This window comes from Stenotrophomonas sp. YJH_SMC_133 (assembly GCF_059370655.1).
This window is the reverse complement of record NZ_JCAFTW010000003.1, coordinates 314,009-331,760: the sequence shown is the minus strand read 5'-3', so window position 1 is coordinate 331,760 and position 17,752 is coordinate 314,009. Positions and strand designations below refer to the sequence as shown.

Here is a 17,752-nt window from a genome sequence, read left to right as displayed (position 1 = left end):
AAAAGCCGCGACCCTTGCGGATCGCGGCCTGTCGTTTACGGCGTGGCTGGACTCAGCGCTGCTGGATCTTCGAGAGCAGGCGCAGGAATTCCACGTACAGCCAGACCAGGGTCACCATCAGGCCGAATGCGCCATACCACTCCATGTACTTCGGCGCACGCTGGGCCACGCCGGTTTCGATGAAGTCGAAGTCCAGCACCAGGTTCAGCGCGGCCACGACCACCACGAACAGGCTGAAAGCGATGCCCAGCCAGCTGGCGTCGTGGATCACCGGCACGTTGATGTTGAAGAAGCCCAGCACGAACGAGGCCAGGTAGAGCAGGGCGATACCGCCGGTGGCGGCGACCACGCCCATCTTGAAGTTCTCGGTGGCCTTGATCACGCCGCTGCGGTATGCGAACAGCAGGGCGGCCAGGGTGCCGAAGGTCAGCAACACCGCCTGGAACACGATGCCCGGGTACTTCATGTTGAACAGTGCAGACACGGCGCCCAGGAACAGGCCTTCAACCAGCGCGTACATCGGCGCGGTCACCGGCGACCATTCCTTCTTGAAGATGGTGATCAGTGCCAGCACCAGGCCACCGATCGCGCCACCGATGGCGTACAGGCTTGCGCTGCCGGAAATCTGGCCGTACTCGTCGACCGACTGGCTCCAGGCGAACGCTGCGGTCAGCACGGTCAGCAGCAGCAGGAGGCCGGTCTTGTTGGCGGTGCCGTTGAGGGTCATCACCTGGTCGGGGTGGGTCACCACCGAACCGCTGGCGAGATCAAGGAAGGTCGACTCGGAAAGAGCCGGGTTGCCGCTGCGCATGCGAGTTCTCCGTGCGAATGAAGGTCGGGACGGCCATCCGGCCGATGACTGCGAGCATAGCCGATGACCACGCATGGCGCCGTGGCAGGTTCATGACCGGTCTCGCCTGCGTTGACAGTTCGCGATGTGCTTGGCCACAATGAACGACTCCCCGGGCCCGGCCCGAGGGGATTGCAAGACCGGGGTATAGCGCAGTCTGGTAGCGCGCCTGCTTTGGGAGCAGGATGTCGGGGGTTCGAATCCCTCTACCCCGACCAATCCCACATCACGTCGGATTGGACACCGTTCCGGTTCGGGCGCCCGTAGCTCAACTGGATAGAGCACCGGCCTTCTAAGCCGGCGGTTACAGGTTCGATTCCTGTCGGGCGCGCCATCGGCGAGCACCGGGATCGCATCGGCGGATGTGAAGAAGTGCTTGCAAAAGGGTAAAGACTCCACCAGAATATCGGACTCGCTTCGGCGGACCGGAACTTCGGTGACAGTCTCCAGGCAAAGGTTTGAGGTTCCAGCGTCAGCGGTATCGGCGATGGAGTGAAAGTTTCAGTGGTGGCTGTAGCTCAGTTGGTTAGAGTACCGGATTGTGATTCCGGTGGTCGGGGGTTCGAATCCCCTCAGCCACCCCACTGATTCAACCGCATCGGCGCAGCCGAAACGGTATTGCAATAAACAGAAAGCACGCTACAATGTGCGTCTGAGTTTCACGGGCCGTTAGCTCAGTTGGTAGAGCAGTTGACTCTTAATCAATAGGTCCAAGGTTCGAATCCTTGACGGCCCACCAAGACGGAAGCCACCTGGTACGCCAGGTGGCTTTTTTCTTATTAGTGTGACCCTTTCGTTTCGATGGATCACAGGTTGCAGGGCCCCGCCTGGCGTGGATCTGCAACGCAGCGGGATCGCAGTGCTGGTTTCAACGATGTTGAAGAAAGTGCTTGCACCCTCCGAGCGGATCGGGTCATAATTCGCGCCCCGATTTCGGGCTGTTAGCTCAGTTGGTAGAGCAGTTGACTCTTAATCAATAGGTCCAAGGTTCGAATCCTTGACAGCCCACCAGACGAAAGCCACTTGGTTCGCCAAGTGGCTTTTTTCTTGCCTGTATGCCGGGTTGCGCTTCATCCACGCATGGCGTGGATCTACTGAAGCGATGCTGAAATCAGGGGCATACGCGTCATCAGTGTTTTCAATGCTGTGCGCTGCTTCTCAGCGCATCGCGTCCTGCATCGCACCCAATGGATCTTCCGCGCCGATGGCGCATGTACGAAGGAAGATGTTGATGGCTGGTATCAATCGATTGCACCGCACGCTGTGGGTTCCCTTCGCGCTGATGGCGCTGGCTGCCTGTGCGCCGGCCAATGATCCTGCGCAGACCGTCGAGCGCGATGCTGGCACGGAGAGCACTCCGGCGCGCCCGGTCGGTGACGCCCTGCAGATGCAGCCGGCTCAGCCTGCGGAAGGGGAGGTCCTGCCCGACGCGGTGGACGTGCAGCGCAATGCGGATGGTTCGGTGGATGTGCGCAAGGCCACGCCGGAGTCGGTGGCCCTGCGCCGTACCGACGACGGGGGCGTGGAGATCCGCAAGGTGGATCCTGCGGCCGGGCAGGGAGCCGATGCGGCGCCTGCCGAGGCCAGGTCGCAGCACTGAACCACCGCTGCCCCGGCTGAGCGGCCGCTCGCCGGGGCGGTCCCCGCGCGCCAGTCGCGAGGATGGCCATGTTCAGCTTTGTGCAGGCCTTCCGCTTCCTGCGCCCGCCTGCGACAATGAACGCCTGTGCCGGCCACGCGAAAGTGGCGGAATTGGTAGACGCCCTGGATTTAGGTTCCAGTGAGGGTGACCTCGTGCGGGTTCGAGTCCCGCCTTTCGCACCATCCGGCCGAGCACAGATTGCCTAAGTGATTGAAAAATAAGCTGGCGACGGTCAGTTGTGCTATTGGATTCCCGCTTTGGCAATTGATCCCTGTCTCGGAACGTCACCTGTTCCGTTCGAGGCGGCGGGGAGGCGGAACTGCTCCAGCGCAGACATGCCCTGGAGCGATTGCTCGGCCAGTACCTTCGCGTAGACCGCTGAGGTGGTCTGGATGTCGCGGTGGCCGAGCCACTCCTGCACGAGCTTGATGTTGCCGGTCGCCAGCAGCAGCCGGGTGGCGCAGGTATGGCGGAGCGCATGCGGCACGCACTCCTTCTCGGAAGCGAGATGTGTCCCCTTGATGGCCCATTGCCACAGTCGGTCGGCGCGCGCGCGATTGAGCATGGTGAAGGGGCCGTCCGAGGTGGCCGCCAGCGCGTCCTTGCGCCGCTGTAGAACCTCGGCGACGCGGGCGGTGCAGGGTAGGGTGCGGGGACGCCCCTTCTTGAGCGTAGCGTGCCGCCAGAAGCGGACGTGGAGCCTTCCGCCCTGCTCGACTACTTCGGACCACCGGATGCCGATGGCCTGGCTCATGCGGCATCCCAGGTCAGCGAGGCACACGAACAGGTCGCGGTAGTCCGCCCCGTCGCGCACCCGTGGGTGCCCTCCGGCAGGGCCGTTCGGCAGCGTGTCCCACTCCAGCAGCCGCGCCAGGATCATTTCCTCGTCCTCGACGTTCAGGACGAACGTGCGTGCGTTGTCCCGCTCGTCGGCCAAGCTGTACTCGGGCAGCTCTCCCAAGTACCGGCCAGCCTTCCGCTCGCGTTTCAGCAGGGCGAGGAGGCACTGCATCTTGCGGTTCACGGTGGCGGGAGCCGCCTTGTCGGCCAGCATGCGCTGCGCCATGTCGTTGACCGCGGCCTGCGTGATGTCGTTGATGGGCGTTTCCTCGCCCAGGTAGCTCTGGACCACCTTGCAGTTGGTACGCACGGTGTCGATGGACCGGAGCTTGCCCCAAAAGTTGCGGTCGTCCAGCGCGTCGTCCATCGCGTCCTTGAGGGTGCGCTGGCGGACCTTGGCCTTTGCCACGGCCATCTGTACCGACCGGGACTTGCCCCGAATCAGCTCCCGCAGCGCGTCCTCGGCAATCTCGGGGTCGTCGCGCAGGGCGTCGAGGACCGCCTGCTCCTTGCGCTCGGCTGCCACGCGGTCGCGGGTGCCGGTGGACAAGCGCACGCGCCGGTATCCCTCCTGCACGTCGAGCATGTAGTAGCGCTTATCGGGCGCACCCGGCTTGGGCGCGGTCCCTTTGAGGCGAAGGGCCATGTGTATCTCCAAAAATGAAAAGGCCCGCACTAGGCGGGCCTCGGGGCACAACGGGGTGTTGGGGGTTAGGCGGCTGCGACGCGCGCCGTCACCTTGCGGTTGACACGTTCTGCGAGCGAAGCCAGCCAGTGCAGCGCCTTGGTCGTCGGGAAGATCAGGTTGCGCTTGCGGTAGGCGGGATCAGGGCGCTGCTCCAGGAAGTCAGGCCCCGGCTCGCGGTTACGCTTGATAGACGACAGGTCGAGCACATTGCGGCTCACTGCGGAGGGAGAGAGTCCGCCGAGGACGCGCTCAAGGTCCACCTGCTGAATGCCCGGCTCGTCCACAACGGCGAGTAGGGTGAGGATGCGGGTGGCGGTGATGTCCTCGTCGATCTCTTCCCGGAAGGCTGACAGTGCGGTTGTGAGAATGGCCGTCAGTTCTTTCTGCGAGAGATTCATGGTGCGCTCATTTTCCGTAAGGGGATGGTTCCCCCTTGGGAAACCATCAGGGTCTATCTTGGAGCCGCAATGTAAGGATTACAAGGCCCAAGCCAATGTTGATGGCATTCTTGCCAATTTTGTCCATCCAGAAACCACGCTGCCAGGGCGTGGGGGAGGGGTCGATTCCGATCTCATATCCAAAGGCTTTCACGAACAGGTCCAGGTACTTCTGCCCTGCGAAGGGGCCGTCCTGTCCCCTGCTCACGGCGTTGTAATGCGCCGCCACCCCCGGCTGCGCTCCACAAAAAGGTCTTACGTTTCAGTGTTTTAAGAACGGTAGTGCCAGCATCGCCGCCAGGGTCACAATGGCCCCGACCACGGATGCAAAAAACAGTCCTTGCCCTACGCGGACTACCGCGCTGGCTATTGTCCGTCTCACCGTACTCATAGACTGAGAACGCCCCCCTGGTCGTCTGCGGATGCGCAGCCCGACAGCATGACGCTGCCGTCGGGCAGACTACAGGCCACAATGATGGCGCGTCCGTAGGAATCAAGTACCACGGGAGAGATTGATCCCGACTGGTGCAGTGAAGTCATGGCCGCGGGGTCTCCGTTGGGGCCGCGGGTGGGACCGGATACGACACCCGCCAGCCACAGTCCTCGGGGACGACCGAGAACTGGACGCGCTCGTTGAGTAGGCCGAGCATCGCGCGGAGAGCGCCGCGCTTCTCGTTATGGTCGAAATTGATGGTCCGAATCATTCGGGCACCTCGTAGGTCCGTTCATGCAGGACCAAAACCTCCCGCTCGAATACCAAGAACGGGCCGAACTGGTGGACGCGGAGGGCCACGTTGACGATCACCAGGGTCGAGTTTGCGGTGAAATCTGCGTTACGCATATGTAAGTCTCCTGTTATGCAAGTGCTACAAATGGAACAATGAGTGCCAAATATCGAGATTGGCCTTATGATTAGGGCTGAAGGGCGTGATCGCCACTCCCGACCCCAAGGACCATTCGATGATTGACCCCCGCGTAGAAGTCGCCATTACGGCCCTTCACCTAGTCGTATGGGTGTGGACTAGCTCGGTGCCGGCGCATCGCACATACCTGTATTGGCGCAGGGTCTTGCGGAAGCGGCGTTAGCGGCTCCAGAAGTAGAAGCCGCTCACCTCAAACGCGTCACCGTTGAGCCGAATGTCGCGGCCATAGCTCTCGTAGTCGAAGTAGCGGGAGAGGGCGTCGGGCACGTCGTGAAGAAGCCTCGATTCGTCCACATAGTTCTCGGCAAAGTCGGCCCAGCTATCGAACTGGCCCGCGTAGGCTTCGTGGAACTGCTCCACGGTCACATCGTCGAGGCCCTCGTGGTCGCAGAAGGCCGTGTAGGCGGCGCGTTCGGTGTCGTTGTGCAACTCGTCCAGCCGCTCTTGCAATGCGCACAGCTTGTCCAGGTCGGGGTGCTCGCCCCAGGTATCCCCGAACACGTCGTCGTAGTCGTGGACGGCCCACTCCTCGGCGCTGGCGACCTTGCCGCTTCCGCCACACGCCGTGCATTCCGCCCCGCCGAATACTCGGGGGACGTATGTGGTTCCAGTACCGCCGCAATCCGGGCAATCAACGGTCACGTTCGGGTGCGGCGACTCGCGCAGGATGCGGGCAATCTCATCGCGCACGTCGTCGGCGTCGCGTCCCTCCAAGTTGATCCACTCGCCGTGCAGGACGCCAGCGTTATATGAGGCAAGGCAGGCAACGTATATTTGCATGGTGTGCTCCAGAAATGCGAAGGCCCGCACTAGGCGGGCCTCGGGATCAGCGGTGGTTGTCGGTCAGTGCGCCCAATCGGGCTTGACGTTCAGCAGGTAGGCGGCGGCCACTGCGCGGGCGGTGTCTTCGTCGGCCACGTCGGCAATCCACCACCAGCGGTCCTTACCAGCCCAGCGGTAGACGCCCCAAAACTGCGCGGCCATCGGTGCGCAAGGCTCGACGCTTCCATCGAACTCTTGGCGGGGACCGTAGGAGACCGATCGGTCGCCCAGGGTGACCAGCTTGTCACCGGCAGGTACAGCCAGCTCGTTGTCGTTGCTCATTGCGACAGGCCCTTTGCGTGCTCAATGGCGCGATCCAGCGCGCCGGGGATGTTGTGAAAAATGCCGTGGCGTGTCGAGTGCGTGAGGCCGATTTTGTAGACCTCAAAATGGTTCGGCCCCTTGCGCAGCACCCACGCTTTTTCGGTCTCGAACATGATGTCCTCCTCGCGGTAGCTCATGCGAAGCGGCCCATCTCGGCTTGGATCATTTCGCGTGCCTGCCGCTCAGCATCGGCGAGTTCGCAGCGATTCTTGGGGCGTTCGGCAAGCCACGCACCCAACGGTTCCGCGATCTCGTAGCCAAAGACGCCGGGATAGCCGTCAGGGGTGCAAAGCTCCTCGAACAGCTTGTGAAGCATCCGGGCCACATTGGTCAGGAACTCGCCCACTTCGATGGTCACAGGCACGTCAGCCAACTGCCACCCTGCCGCAAGCAACGCAAGGTCGATGGGGTCGAAGTCGGTATCCCTGATTGCCCGGTTGACCACGGTGGCGAACTCCTCGGCTTGCTGCGGCGTCATCGCGGTCGCCGCCAGTTGTTCGTGATAGCGCCCCGGCTGTGCCAGGAACACGTTGCGGGTTCCGTAGGTGCGCAGTTCCATCACAGCACTCCCAGCCCGCGCAGCACCGGCATCACCAGCGCGTTGGTCTCGTCGTTGTCGCTCCAGTCGCTCGCGGCGTCGTTCCCGTTCTCCCAAATCAGGAGCACAAACCCCGCCTTTGTTGCGTCCGGGCGGTAGAACCGCAGGTGATCGTGGTCGGTAGAGGCGAGGGCCTCCAACACTTCTTGCCGGTCGCGGCTGTGCCGCACCGTGGTTTCTTCGCCGTCGTAGACGCCGAGCGAGTAACCAGCGGCGAGGGCGGCATCCACCAGCGCCACGGCTATGCGCTTCGCGCTCTCAGGGGCGTACTTGTCGAGGTTCATGGCTTTCTCCGGGCAACAAAAAAGCCGCCTAGCGGCGGCTAATGGGTTCGGGTTAAGCGCGGAGCGCGTCGCTGCACAGGGCTTCCGGGTATGACGAGTCGCGCATTGGCATGACGATCAAAGACGCACACCTGATGCTCGGATCGGTGATGCCGCCAATACCGAACATGGCCGCCACGTCGCCGCCAGTCACCGGAATCAGTGAAGTGGCCTTGCCGCCGAATGCCTTGCGAATTACACCGGCCGCCTTCACTACGCCTTCGAGGACGGCAGGCGCGAATCCGGACAGCTTGAGTTCGTTCGGCTTGGACACCGCAGCACGCCAGTCCGGGTAGGTTCCATCAACGGCAGCAAACTCAATGGCCTGGCCTCCGCGCTCCGCCTTGAACCGGCTGGCATCGCCCACGGCGCTGAAATAGACATCGCCCTTCATCTTGGCGACCAGCTCGCACGCATTGCGCGGCACGATGATCTTGCCAATGTCCCACGGCAGGCTGGTACGCACCACAAGCATGCGGTGGCCGTCTGTAGCAACGATGATCGCACCATCGGCGTGCGACTCAATCAGCACGCCATTCAAGTAGAAGCGAACGTCATTCTTGGGTGCCACATGCAGAGCGGCGGCGATCAGGGCGGAAGGAATTTTGTTCATAGCTTTCTCCGGGCAACAAAAAAGCCGCCTTGCGGCGGCTTCGGTGGATTGGGATAGGGCGCTGTTAGAGGAACAGCTTGGTCAGCGTGACGATGCCAGCCACAAAGGCCGTGGCGACCACCAACGGATACCACCGGGTCTCCATCATCAGCTTGTCGCTCTCGCGGTTGATCTTGCGAATCTCAGCGGTGAGCTTGCGCACTTGCAAGTCCTCCAGTGGTCCATTGGTGCTCATGGTAGCTCCAAAAAAGACCCGCCGTCACACGTCGGCGGGGTGTGGAAAACCGGGTTGACGAAAGGGGATCAGATGACAACGGGGGAGGGACAAGGCGCAACTTGGGTGCGGTTCCTGTTCGCCTGGCGCTCCCGCTCGTTGAGTCGGGCGCGGTGCTCGCGGATGCCGCGGCGGATGCAACCGGCCACGTAGTAGTCGCGGGCGGTCATATCAAACGGGATCATCGTCATGGGTTGCTCTCCAGTGAATCGGACCACCAAAACGCCCCATCACAACGGTAGGGACGCTTTGGCGGTCAGACTCATGCTTGTAAGGCATGGAATCTGACCGTCGCCAGCTTCCGGGAGCGCCTCCAGCTCGCCTAGGAATCCCGTACAGATGGCCCCGCTCTTTCTGGCGGTGACCCGGTATCCGTGGCGGCCTTCATCGGCCCTTACACTTCCCGGCGCGGCTAGTGTTCCCAGCTCCCCGCGTTCTGCCGTGGGCGGCGCTCCTGCCTGCCCCTTTCCTACTGTCCCGACCGCACCCTGCGACCGTTGTTCGATGGTGGGCATTATGCCCGTTTGTTCCCGGTTTGTCAATCACTCCCGGTAGTGGGAGGATTGAGCCGGACGTTACCTGCGGTGCGCTCAGGGGCCTTTGGGGCTAGTCCTCAGTGCTGGCGGGATAAGCTCTAGGTGCTGTCGATCCATCGGTCGCACGTCTGTCGCCGCCTTTTCCGCTGCCGCCGTGCTGCTGGCGACGGGTATAGATTAGATCAATCCCCGCATGGCTGTCAATACCCCGATGGCAACGATTTTTGGATGGTCGCAGGGAGCGCCTAGCGCGCGCGTGGGGAGCTTCTATAGGCGGGGCGGTAGGGATGCCCGTGGCGGGCCTTGCGTGGGCCGTGGCGGCGCATTGGCTGGCCGTGGTGGGCGGCAGGTGGGCATAGGCTGGGGCAGGGTGCGCCGAGGTGGTAGGCAGGTGTGCCGAGGTGGTGCCGAGGTGGACGCGTGGCGGTCAGGGCAAAAAGACAGATAGGGACAGACAGAGGCGCGAACATTTGAGCGCGGATGTCCGCAGGTTGCCCAGGTATCGCATGGGATTGCCTAGGCACTGGATACCTAATCCGGTGGTTCACCTTTGGAATCAGCAGGTTAGCCGAGGTGGTGACGCCGCAGGTGACGCGAAGGGGGGGGCGCATCGTGCCTTTGCGCTACAGGGGGCGACCCCCTACGGGGGGTGATCGCGCGGTTCCAAGTAGTTGGATACCCCTTCGGAAATTTGCCGCAAACCTTTCGACCCCCTCAGTCGCGCGAGGAGGGAGCCTCAGTCACACCGGAGCGCTTCCGCGTTGCCACGACAGCGAACCAGGCGAGCGACCCAAGTCCCCATAGGACGCACACAGGCACAGCCCAGGTCATCCCTCGGTTGTACGCGAGGATCGCCAGGAGCGGGTTGATGGGCGTGACGCCCGCGATGAGCAGGATCAGGAGAAGTCGGTGCATGGGAGTTCCGCCGCAGTGGCACCCAAGGAGGACAGAGGAACACCCCAAGAGTGCATAGGAGGACTGTAGTTCTACTTGGTGGTGAATACCAATGAATAGAACTCTACAGTCCCACTATAGTAATACTTAGGTCTATCTAATGATAACAGCTCTGTCAAGCCCCCTAGGAGATGACGGTCTGTGTGGTCCGGTAGACTTGGCGTTTGCCCTAGACAGCTCATCAAGACCACATGGCATCGCTCAATAGCATCCTCACCCGGTTCGCGGCTTCGATCACGCTGGCTTGTGTAATCCTTGTGGGAGTACCGGCTCTGTATCAACATGTAAAGATGCGAGATGCGGACGCCGTGGCGGAAAGAAGCCGCGGACTTATTAACGACGATAACACCGCCCCAAGCGTTGTGGAGCAGCAGGTGCGTATCCTTGATTCCGCGCTTACTGAGTCGGCGGGATGCGAGTACATGAGAGACCTGTTACTCCAGTTCCTTGTCGGAATACCCTTGATCGTATGGTTCGTCGCCTTGGCTGTAATGTGGTGGTTCAAGGAAGACGACTTGACTCTCTAGCTGAACAGTTCAGGACGCTGCAAATCATCAGCGCGATATTCCCCTTCAATAGTTATAGGGTACGGGCCGCTACGCATGGGAGGTGTCAGATGGCTTCGCGGGTAAACGGTAAGGGTTGCTTGGGGTCGCTACTGGTCTTAGAAGATGACCCCGACCTGTCAGAGATGTTGCAGGAAATCCTGGTGAATTTCGGCTATGAGGTCGAGGTTGTTGCTTCCTCCGCGCAAGCTTTAGACCAACTGGCGGCAAAAGTGTTCCACGCGGCAATCTTAGATATTCATATCGAGGATGGTGGCTCCATGTCGGTCGCTGACTGTCTCTTGTCGAATCGAATACCCTACATGTTTGCCACGGGGCTTCCCAATCCTCAACTGCCCACCATTCACCAATGGGCTACCTTTCTTCAAAAGCCGTATCGCATAAACGATCTCATGGGGGCCTTGGAACGGACGCGTCAGATGGGGATTCCAGTTTAGGCGCATCCTTGCGCTGTTAAGTCATGTCCGTTTTCTAAGGAAGCGCTTGTTGAAAGTGTCGTAGGTCTGCACCGGTGGACCGCTGTAGAGGTCCGTCGAGCAGGCCATGAGGACTGCTTCGGTCGCGTTGTGGCCTGCCTTCATGGCGGCCAGGGCAATCGCACCACCACTACCGGCGACGAGGAAGTCGCGCCGGAGGTCGAGAGGGAGACCGTCGTGGTAGAAGGCCACCGGGTTGTCCCGCAGGCCGACCACGAGGATCGTGTACTCGCCCTTGGTCAGTTCGTCGAATCCCTCCGACAGCTCGCGCACGGCTCGCTGGATGTGGGAAGTGGTGCCCGCGCCGAACACCACCAGGTCGCGCCCGGTGGTGTCGGTGGTGCGGTAGAACTTCTCCTCCTCGTACCGCAGATCACCAGCGGTGACCTGCGAGTCGATAGCAACGAGCCGGCCGTCAAAGGCCAGCGTGGTCACTGCTTGATGTGCTCCCGCCAGTAGCTCGGGGTGAACGCAGCCCACTCGATGTCGCTCACGTCATCCCACAGGCGCTCCGCGGCATTCCGCAAGTGCTCCCACAGGCCGCCGAGGACGACGTAGGGCAGCGCCAGGAACACGGCGACGAACAGCCAGCCGGTGTAGGTGCGACGGGAGGTCTCGCGCAGGCGCTCCGGGAGCCACTGCGAGGCGAGGGCAATGCGCAGCGCTACGTACCCCTTGGCGCGCTCGTAGGCGCGCACCAGGCGCTCGCTGGCGCGGTTGTAGATGGTCTTGATGGTCACTTGGAGTTCCAGAGTTTGACTTCCGCCTCGCGGCGGTCGATGAGGCCGGGCAGGTCCGTCAGCACGCCCTTGACGCGACCCTTGGTCCATCGGCGGAGCTGTGCGGGCACCGCCGCGTAGTCGCCCGCGTTGAGCACGCGGAGCAGGGTGGAGCTGGCGAAGTTGCCCTCGCCGAGGTTGAACACGAAGTCGATCAGAGCGGCTTCCTGCGGCGCGCTGAGGGGCACGCGCACGTATCGACGGACGACCGTAGCGGCCTTGGAGAGGTCAGCCTCCAGCAGCTCCACAGCGCGTTCCTCGGTGATGCGGAGGCCGGGCTTCACGTCACTGCCGGTGTGGCCGTAGCCGATGGTCCACTTGTCTGCGGGGCACAGGTAGGCCACCAGGCGCAGACCCTCCGACTTCATCGTCAGAGGGCGCGCGAGCTGGACAGCCTGGCTCACACCGGGGCGTAGGGGTTCGACTGGCCGCCCTGGGTGTGGCAGCAGGGAGCGTGGTTGCAGTCGCACGGCGTTACCGGCGCGGGTGCGCTCGGGCCGTCGTTGTCGTCGTCGTTCTTGCGGCGCAGGAACAGGTACAGCAGGGCAGCGGCGGCGAGCGCCATCAGCCACGCAGCGAGCGTGTTGGACATTGGGTCTCCTACAGGATGTCGAGGTAGTTGTCGGGTGACGGCATGCGGCCGGTCACGGACTGGATGAAGGAGGCGTACTCGCGGTCGAGCAGCTCCTCCAGGTAGCGCTGCTCCTCCTTGGACACGTCTCGGGAGAGCTGGTCGGCCCAATACTTCACGGCCATTGCCAGCGCTTCGAGGCGGTCGTCGTGGCGCAGTGCGCCGCGGTCGCGCGTGATGCGCGTCAGCTGGTAGAACAGCTGGTACTTCTGTTCGGACTTCTGATCGGCGCGGATGATCGAGGCATCGACCACCAGGCGATGCTGGTTCAGCACCGGCTCCAGCACGTCGATGATTCGGTTCTCCTTCGAGGTGCCGTAGTGCTTCACCTCCTCGATGGAGCACGGGTACACGCGCGCCAGGACGCCGGAGAGCATCTTGGCGAACATGCCGTCACCGAAGTTGGCCTCGATGAGGACTGCGGAGACCTTCTCGGCGCGCGCGATGTGCGCCAGGGTCTCCAGCGTGTCGTCGTCGTAGCCGCCCTTGGTCGCACCAGCACGACGCGCGTAGAGCATGCCGCGAAGCATGCCGACGACCGCGTAGCCGGTTTCGTCGCCGCCTCGGCCCGAGGGGTCGATGGCGAGCACCTTGCCGGTGAACTCCTCCATTTCCGAGGCGAGGTACATGGGCCGGTACAGGCGGTCGCCAGTGAAGCCCACGGACGGGATGTCGCTGACGATGTACTCCGGGCCGCTGCTGTAGACCACGCGGATCGGAGCGACCTCGCGGTCCACGTCCATCACGATCAGGTCGGACAGCTTGAGCGGGTACTTCTCGGCGTCGGACAGCGACGCATCGAGCATGAACTGGAGCATGAAGCCGGAGCGTCCGTAGGACGCCTCGCGCTCCATCAAGTCCTCATCGGAGAAGCGGACGCTCTCGCAGTTCTTCCAGGCGAGCTTGGGGTTCGCGTCGAACGCATCGGCGATCATCGGCGCGAGGCGGTCGCCGTACACCTGGCGGTGCTTGGTGTCCTTCGGGTAGCGCGCAGGCCAGATGCGGATGACGTAGCCGCGCTCGGGCAGCTTGTTGTAGAGCGACTCCTCGGTCTGCGGAGTGCCGAGGTAGATGATCTCGCCGCCCGGCTTGAGCACCGCATCGAACTCCTTGACCAGCTCGGCGAGCTTCTCGCGCTGCACGACGGTCATGGAGTTCTTCGGGACTTCGATGTCGTCCGCGATGATGGTGTCGGCGCGGGAGCCGGTGAGCTGGCCGTTGATACCGACCGACTTCACCGAGGGCGACTGATCGGGCTGCGCGGGGCCGACATCGAACGCCAGGTTCGAGTTGCGCTGGTCGGGACGCGGGCGCAGGTGTTGCAGCTCAGGCAGGGTTTCGATCAGGCGCTTGACGAACACCGAGAACGCATCGGCGCGTTCCTTCGATGCCGATACCACCATGATCTTGTGCTGGGGGTCTTTCCAGAGGAGCCAGCAGACGTAGGCGGCCGTCACCCAGGACTTGCCGACGCCGCGGTACGCCATGATGACGCGACGGCGCGGGCCGGTTTTCAGGAACTCGCAGATGTCGTACTGGATCGGAGTGGGGCTTGGTAGCCCCAGCTCCTTCCAGACGTACCAGGCGAAGTTGCGGAAGTCCTCGAAAGGGTGACGAACGTGGAGGCTCGTCATGCCCTCCATCAGTTCAGCCGCCCATCCTCAGCGGGATCGAACGGGAACTCGGACACCTTGTCGGCCAGCTTGCCCAGCGGTGAGCCGGGCGGCGTGGCCGCAACGTCGATGCCGTTGTCCTTGAGAAACTGCCGGGCCACGTTGAGGATCGAGGCCAGGCCCTTCGCGTCCGACTCCATCGAGTCGATGGTGTCGGCGAGCTTGTCCGCGACTGCGGCGTGCAGTCGCTCCAAGGCATCCTTGGGGGCGGTCACTTGTTGACGACGCGGTTCAGTACGGTCTCCAGCGCGGACGTGCCGAGCGACGCCAGGATGCACGCGAGCGCGACCTGGGCGACGAAGGAGACGCCGGGGATGAAAATGACGATGGCACCAGCGGCAAGGCCGGTAGCGCCAGAGAGGATTGCGCGGCCGAGCGCCTGCTTCCAGGTGATCGGATCGTTCGACGTGAGCATCTTTGCGATGCCCACGATGAGGCCGACGCCCGCGAGAGCGCCGACCAGCTTCACTTCATCGTGCATTAGGTCTCTTGTAGGTGGTGGATGCGTTAGAGCGGACGACCGAAGCTGTACTCGTAGTTGCCGGTCAGGGTGATCTGCGTGACGCCATCGGTGACGACGACAGTGAACTGCCCCATGCGGGAGGTGTTCCGCCCCGAGGCGGTCACAGTGCCGCCGAGGCCGCTGCCGGAGATCGTTGCGCCGCCAGTGACGGAGCGGGAGACAACGGAGTAGTTCCCGGTGCCGCCCGAGCAGCTGACGGTGAAAGACTTGCTGATCGAGCCGCTGGTGTTCTGCGGCCAGCTACCCATCAGCCAGCTCGGCGACAGGGACGCTTGGAACGGTGTCGCCTTGACCGCGTTGTAGAACTGCGAGGCATAGATCGGCCCGCTCGTGGGTACGCCGTAATTGGCCGGAACGTCGGGCACCAATCCAGCGCCTCGGTAATACTGGTTCGCGTAGATCGGATACCCGCCGCCAAACTCGGCGCGGATCATTTCCCAAGAGATCGGGCCGGAGCCGGGGAGGGCCATTAGGCACCTCCCCGCAGCTCGGCGACTTCCCTGCGGAGCGCCTGCACCTCGGCGATAAGGAACGGCACGGCCTTGTCCCACAAGATCGTCTTGATCCCGTTGTGCTCGGACTCGTAGACCATGTATGGCAAAACCTCCTCGACCTCCTGCGCGATTGCGCCGTACTCGTGCTTTGCCGAGTAGGTGAAGCCAGGGTTCAGCTCCTTGATCTGCTCATCGTTCCAATCGAACTCCCGCACACGGAACTTCGAGAAGAAGGCGTCCACCGCGGAGCGAGGGATTGGCGCGATGTTCTGCTTGAGGCGCGCGTCGGATGCGTAGGAAATGCTGTTGCTCTGGCACTGCCAGTCGTTGTTGGCGTTGCGGAAGCAGGCCCACGCGAAGTTGTTGTTCGCGAGGAATCCGAGGTTGTTCTCGTTGCAGTGAATCCAATGGGTCGAGCCGTGGTCCGTGTCGTAGAACTCGATGGTCGGCGAGGTGGACTCGATGCGCATGTTCGCGCCGTTGACCAGGAATCCCTTGCCGCCGTAGGTGCGCACCCAGCTGTTGTCCTGCATCCAGATGCCGCCGCCGTGCGCTTCCGAGTACCAGCCGGTGCCGGACTGCACGGAGCGGAACCAGCCAGCGTTGAGGTAAATCTGATCGCCGACCGTCAGGCGACCGGTGACCCAGGCCATTCCATTCCACTGGAGGTTGTAGGAGCTGTTGGCGTTGGCTCGCGTGATGCTCGCCACGTCGTCGCCTGCTCCGTTGGTTCCGTGGATGTAGGCGGTTCCCGCCGCGCCCATGCCGGTCAGCCGCAGAGGTGCCGCGTAGGCCAGAGTGACCTGTCCGGTGAAGGTTGCGCCGCCCAGGCTCGCCTTGCCGTCCAGTGCGGACTGGAGGCCGCTGACGTTTGCGATGGTGTGCGTGTGACCGGCGTCGGCCTTTCCTGCCGGGTTGAAGTTCGCCGAGGTCCAGACGGTGCCGCCAGCGTTGAGGGACGCGACGCCACCCGTACCATCGCCGAATCGGAACTCCAGCGAGTTCGCAGCTGGCGGAACGTACACGTAGCGATCCAGCGCCCCCAGGTACATGACGCCGGACGTGACCTCGCCGCCAAATCCCTGCGCCCGAATCTGCCCGGAGGTGAACGTCTTGACGCCCCCGACAGGCTGATCGTCGGTCACGTTGACGACATTGGCGATGTCGGTGGAGTTGTGCGTGTGTCCGACAGCCGACTTACCATCGAGAGCAGATTGCAGGCCGGTGACGTTTGCGATGGTGTGCGAGTGGGATGCCGCCGCTTTGCCGTCGAGCGCGGACTGGAGGCCGGTCACGTTGGCGATGGTGTGCGTGTGCGACGCCGCCGCCTTGCCGTCGAGCGCCGTCTGCGTTGCGGTGCTGATCGGCTTATCGAGGTCGGCGGTGTTGTCCACCTTGTCGAGGCCAACCTGCGCCTTGGTGTGGGTGTGGGTGCTTGGCGGGTAGGTCGTCGGCTTGCCGGTGACGTGGGTGTTGAAGTCCACGTCATTGCGGGTCGCCAGCGCGCCCAGCCCGCCGATGTCGCCAGCCACGAGGGTCACCTCGCCCTGCTTCCCGGCGACGCTGGTTACCTGATCGGTGTTGTCGATCTTCTCCCAATCGACGCCGTAGAGCGCCTGGTCGCCGACGCGCCATTCGATGCCGCCAGCCGTGCCAGCACCGACCACCTTGTAGAAGTGGCCCTTGACCGGAGCAGCCGGGAACACGCCAGTGCTGGCGTCCCACGATCCCATGTAGACCAGCGAGCCGGTCGCCGCAGCCTGCGCCTGGGCGGCCCAGTGCTTCGCCGAGTATTCGCCCGGTTCGACTTCGGTGCCCTGCGGCGCGTTCGCGTACAGGTTTGCCTTGTCACGCGCGGCTTCCGCGGCGACCTTCGCGCTCGACGCCGAGGACGCCGAGGACGACGCAGCGGCGGCCGAGCCGGACGCCGAGGAGGCATGGCCGGCAGCGGTGGTCGCCGAGCTGGCAGCTTCGCCTGCCTTGGTGCCCGCGATGGACGCCTGGGCTTCCGCCCTGTTGGCCTGGGTGGCTGCCTGGGTGACCGAGGAGTCAGCGGCAGATGCGCTGGCGGCGGCGGCGGCGGCCGAAGCGGCAGCGGCGGTCGCGTCAGCTTCCGCCAGGTCTGCCGTGTCGGTCACGTGGCCGAGAATGGCTTGCGCCTCGTCGCGCGCGGTGGCCGCGGAGGTTGCCGCAGCCTGTGCGTCGGAACGTGCGGTGCTCGACTCGACGGACGAAGCGGCCGAAGCGCTGGCCGAGCCGGCCGCATCGAGTGCCGAGGCGGACGAGTTGGTCGCCGATACTGCCGCAGCAGCGGCCGACACGTCGGCGTTCTCTGCGCTGTCGGCAGCCTCGGCCGCCTTGGCAGCAGCGAAGGTCGCCGCGTCGGCGGTTGCCTGCACGTCGTCGTCGATGCTCGCGGCGGATTCCGCAGCGCGCACGGCGGATGCTTCGGCAGCGTCAGCGAAGCCGGAAGCGTCATCTGCGGACGCCTGCGCGGCGTTCGCCATGCCGGTTGCCACGGACACCAGGTCGCGCACCTGCACGACCGAGCCGGTCAGCTCGTCGGTCAGCCCGGCCACGTCCTTCTGGAGCTGCGGGAACGAGGGGAGGGTGTGGTTGTTGCCCAGGCCGTCCGTCACGACGACGGTGCCTTCCTCCTGAGTCAGCAGCGCGATCATCTGATTCTCGCGCCGGTTCCAGCGGTCTACCAGCGTCGAGAGGCGCGAGGCCAGCTCGGCGTTGGAGACGTAGCCGGGGGTAGTGCTCATGCGGTGCTTGGGTTCTCT

The 17,752-nt window shown here is 63.4% G+C and carries 23 protein-coding genes and 6 tRNA genes; 8 read left to right on the top strand and 21 right to left on the bottom strand.

Features of this window, described 5'->3' with window-relative positions:
- Nucleotides 1-52: 52 nt before the first annotated feature.
- Nucleotides 53-811, bottom strand: coding sequence for a Bax inhibitor-1/YccA family protein (locus AC5P78_RS06150; protein WP_012479265.1), 759 nt, complete (start codon nucleotides 809-811; stop codon nucleotides 53-55).
- A 180-nt stretch (nucleotides 812-991) separates the two neighbouring features.
- Here AC5P78_RS06150 and AC5P78_RS06145 point away from each other — a divergent pair.
- From AC5P78_RS06145 to AC5P78_RS06115, 7 genes are all read left to right on the top strand, one after another.
- Nucleotides 992-1,068: transfer RNA gene (locus AC5P78_RS06145), tRNA-Pro, on the top strand.
- A 39-nt stretch (nucleotides 1,069-1,107) separates the two neighbouring features.
- A tRNA-Arg gene (locus AC5P78_RS06140) sits at nucleotides 1,108-1,184 on the top strand.
- A gap of 173 nt (nucleotides 1,185-1,357) precedes the next feature.
- Nucleotides 1,358-1,434, top strand: a tRNA-His gene (locus AC5P78_RS06135).
- A gap of 79 nt (nucleotides 1,435-1,513) precedes the next feature.
- Nucleotides 1,514-1,589: transfer RNA gene (locus tag AC5P78_RS06130), tRNA-Lys, on the top strand.
- A 196-nt stretch (nucleotides 1,590-1,785) separates the two neighbouring features.
- Nucleotides 1,786-1,861: transfer RNA gene (locus AC5P78_RS06125), tRNA-Lys, on the top strand.
- A gap of 220 nt (nucleotides 1,862-2,081) precedes the next feature.
- Complete coding sequence (locus tag AC5P78_RS06120; protein WP_012479266.1) at nucleotides 2,082-2,450, top strand: hypothetical protein; 369 nt, start codon at nucleotides 2,082-2,084, stop codon at nucleotides 2,448-2,450.
- A 137-nt stretch (nucleotides 2,451-2,587) separates the two neighbouring features.
- Nucleotides 2,588-2,674, top strand: a tRNA-Leu gene (locus AC5P78_RS06115).
- Between the two features lie 59 nt (nucleotides 2,675-2,733).
- Here the strand turns inward: AC5P78_RS06115 and AC5P78_RS06110 are convergent.
- The 11 genes from AC5P78_RS06110 to AC5P78_RS06060 all read right to left on the bottom strand — a co-directional run bounded on the left by AC5P78_RS06110 (nucleotide 2,734) and on the right by AC5P78_RS06060 (nucleotide 8,525).
- Complete coding sequence (locus tag AC5P78_RS06110; protein ID WP_495217171.1) at nucleotides 2,734-3,978, bottom strand: tyrosine-type recombinase/integrase; 1,245 nt, start codon at nucleotides 3,976-3,978, stop codon at nucleotides 2,734-2,736.
- A 65-nt stretch (nucleotides 3,979-4,043) separates the two neighbouring features.
- Nucleotides 4,044-4,418, bottom strand: coding sequence for a winged helix DNA-binding protein (locus AC5P78_RS06105; protein ID WP_005412378.1), 375 nt, complete (start codon nucleotides 4,416-4,418; stop codon nucleotides 4,044-4,046).
- A 739-nt stretch (nucleotides 4,419-5,157) separates the two neighbouring features.
- Complete coding sequence (locus tag AC5P78_RS06100) at nucleotides 5,158-5,298, bottom strand: hypothetical protein (RefSeq protein WP_005412379.1); 141 nt, start codon at nucleotides 5,296-5,298, stop codon at nucleotides 5,158-5,160.
- Nucleotides 5,299-5,539: 241 nt separating this feature from the next.
- A complete protein-coding gene (locus AC5P78_RS06095; RefSeq protein ID WP_049397877.1) occupies nucleotides 5,540-6,160 on the bottom strand; it encodes an antirestriction protein ArdA in 621 nt (206 codons plus the stop codon).
- Between the two features lie 63 nt (nucleotides 6,161-6,223).
- Nucleotides 6,224-6,484: a hypothetical protein gene (locus AC5P78_RS06090; protein WP_032961791.1), complete on the bottom strand. Its 261-nt coding sequence runs from the start codon at nucleotides 6,482-6,484 to the stop codon at nucleotides 6,224-6,226.
- Nucleotides 6,481-6,639, bottom strand: a complete 159-nt coding sequence (locus AC5P78_RS06085; protein ID WP_153643621.1) for a hypothetical protein — start codon at nucleotides 6,637-6,639, stop codon at nucleotides 6,481-6,483. Before AC5P78_RS06085 ends, AC5P78_RS06090 begins: the two co-directional genes overlap by 4 nt.
- A gap of 20 nt (nucleotides 6,640-6,659) precedes the next feature.
- Nucleotides 6,660-7,085 carry a hypothetical protein gene (locus AC5P78_RS06080; protein WP_049397875.1) on the bottom strand — a complete coding sequence of 142 codons (426 nt, stop codon included), beginning with the start codon at nucleotides 7,083-7,085 and terminating at the stop codon, nucleotides 6,660-6,662.
- On the bottom strand, nucleotides 7,085-7,408 hold the full coding sequence (locus AC5P78_RS06075; RefSeq protein WP_049397874.1) for a hypothetical protein: 324 nt from the start codon (nucleotides 7,406-7,408) through the stop codon (nucleotides 7,085-7,087). Before AC5P78_RS06075 ends, AC5P78_RS06080 begins: the two co-directional genes overlap by 1 nt.
- Nucleotides 7,409-7,460: 52 nt before the next feature.
- Nucleotides 7,461-8,060, bottom strand: coding sequence for a DNA polymerase III subunit beta family protein (locus AC5P78_RS06070; protein ID WP_049397873.1), 600 nt, complete (start codon nucleotides 8,058-8,060; stop codon nucleotides 7,461-7,463).
- Between the two features lie 64 nt (nucleotides 8,061-8,124).
- On the bottom strand, nucleotides 8,125-8,295 hold the full coding sequence (locus AC5P78_RS06065; RefSeq protein ID WP_004154558.1) for a hypothetical protein: 171 nt from the start codon (nucleotides 8,293-8,295) through the stop codon (nucleotides 8,125-8,127).
- Between the two features lie 68 nt (nucleotides 8,296-8,363).
- The gene (locus tag AC5P78_RS06060; RefSeq protein WP_153643622.1) at nucleotides 8,364-8,525 is read right to left on the bottom strand and encodes a hypothetical protein; all 162 of its coding nucleotides are present in this window, start codon (nucleotides 8,523-8,525) and stop codon (nucleotides 8,364-8,366) included.
- A gap of 1,915 nt (nucleotides 8,526-10,440) precedes the next feature.
- On the opposite strand from AC5P78_RS06060, the gene AC5P78_RS06055 reads away from it, so the two are divergent.
- On the top strand, nucleotides 10,441-10,827 hold the full coding sequence (locus tag AC5P78_RS06055) for a response regulator (RefSeq protein WP_049397870.1): 387 nt from the start codon (nucleotides 10,441-10,443) through the stop codon (nucleotides 10,825-10,827).
- A gap of 21 nt (nucleotides 10,828-10,848) precedes the next feature.
- Here the strand turns inward: AC5P78_RS06055 and AC5P78_RS06050 are convergent, their stop codons facing one another.
- Genes AC5P78_RS06050 through AC5P78_RS06010 form a run of 9 tightly spaced genes read right to left on the bottom strand, consistent with a single transcriptional unit; the run spans nucleotide 10,849 to nucleotide 17,734 of the window.
- On the bottom strand, nucleotides 10,849-11,301 hold the full coding sequence (locus AC5P78_RS06050; RefSeq protein ID WP_004154560.1) for a hypothetical protein: 453 nt from the start codon (nucleotides 11,299-11,301) through the stop codon (nucleotides 10,849-10,851).
- Nucleotides 11,298-11,606, bottom strand: a complete 309-nt coding sequence (locus AC5P78_RS06045; protein WP_049397869.1) for a hypothetical protein — start codon at nucleotides 11,604-11,606, stop codon at nucleotides 11,298-11,300. The genes AC5P78_RS06050 and AC5P78_RS06045 overlap by 4 nt, the downstream gene beginning before the upstream one ends.
- Nucleotides 11,603-12,049 (bottom strand): lysozyme, encoded by a 447-nt coding sequence (locus AC5P78_RS06040; RefSeq protein WP_049397868.1) that lies wholly within the window; start codon nucleotides 12,047-12,049, stop codon nucleotides 11,603-11,605. Before AC5P78_RS06040 ends, AC5P78_RS06045 begins: the two co-directional genes overlap by 4 nt.
- On the bottom strand, nucleotides 12,046-12,237 hold the full coding sequence (locus AC5P78_RS06035) for an LPXTG cell wall anchor domain-containing protein (protein ID WP_049434054.1): 192 nt from the start codon (nucleotides 12,235-12,237) through the stop codon (nucleotides 12,046-12,048). Before AC5P78_RS06035 ends, AC5P78_RS06040 begins: the two co-directional genes overlap by 4 nt.
- A gap of 8 nt (nucleotides 12,238-12,245) precedes the next feature.
- The gene (gene terL / locus AC5P78_RS06030) at nucleotides 12,246-13,910 is read right to left on the bottom strand and encodes a phage terminase large subunit (protein WP_239515487.1); all 1,665 of its coding nucleotides are present in this window, start codon (nucleotides 13,908-13,910) and stop codon (nucleotides 12,246-12,248) included.
- Between the two features lie 8 nt (nucleotides 13,911-13,918).
- Nucleotides 13,919-14,164: a DNA packaging protein gene (locus AC5P78_RS06025; RefSeq protein WP_032961803.1), complete on the bottom strand. Its 246-nt coding sequence runs from the start codon at nucleotides 14,162-14,164 to the stop codon at nucleotides 13,919-13,921.
- Complete coding sequence (locus AC5P78_RS06020; RefSeq protein WP_005412393.1) at nucleotides 14,161-14,430, bottom strand: phage holin family protein; 270 nt, start codon at nucleotides 14,428-14,430, stop codon at nucleotides 14,161-14,163. The genes AC5P78_RS06025 and AC5P78_RS06020 overlap by 4 nt, the downstream gene beginning before the upstream one ends.
- A 26-nt stretch (nucleotides 14,431-14,456) precedes the next feature.
- Nucleotides 14,457-14,942: a hypothetical protein gene (locus AC5P78_RS06015; protein ID WP_495217170.1), complete on the bottom strand. Its 486-nt coding sequence runs from the start codon at nucleotides 14,940-14,942 to the stop codon at nucleotides 14,457-14,459.
- On the bottom strand, nucleotides 14,942-17,734 hold the full coding sequence (locus AC5P78_RS06010; RefSeq protein WP_495217169.1) for a tail fiber domain-containing protein: 2,793 nt from the start codon (nucleotides 17,732-17,734) through the stop codon (nucleotides 14,942-14,944). Before AC5P78_RS06010 ends, AC5P78_RS06015 begins: the two co-directional genes overlap by 1 nt.
- Nucleotides 17,735-17,752 lie beyond the last annotated feature (18 nt).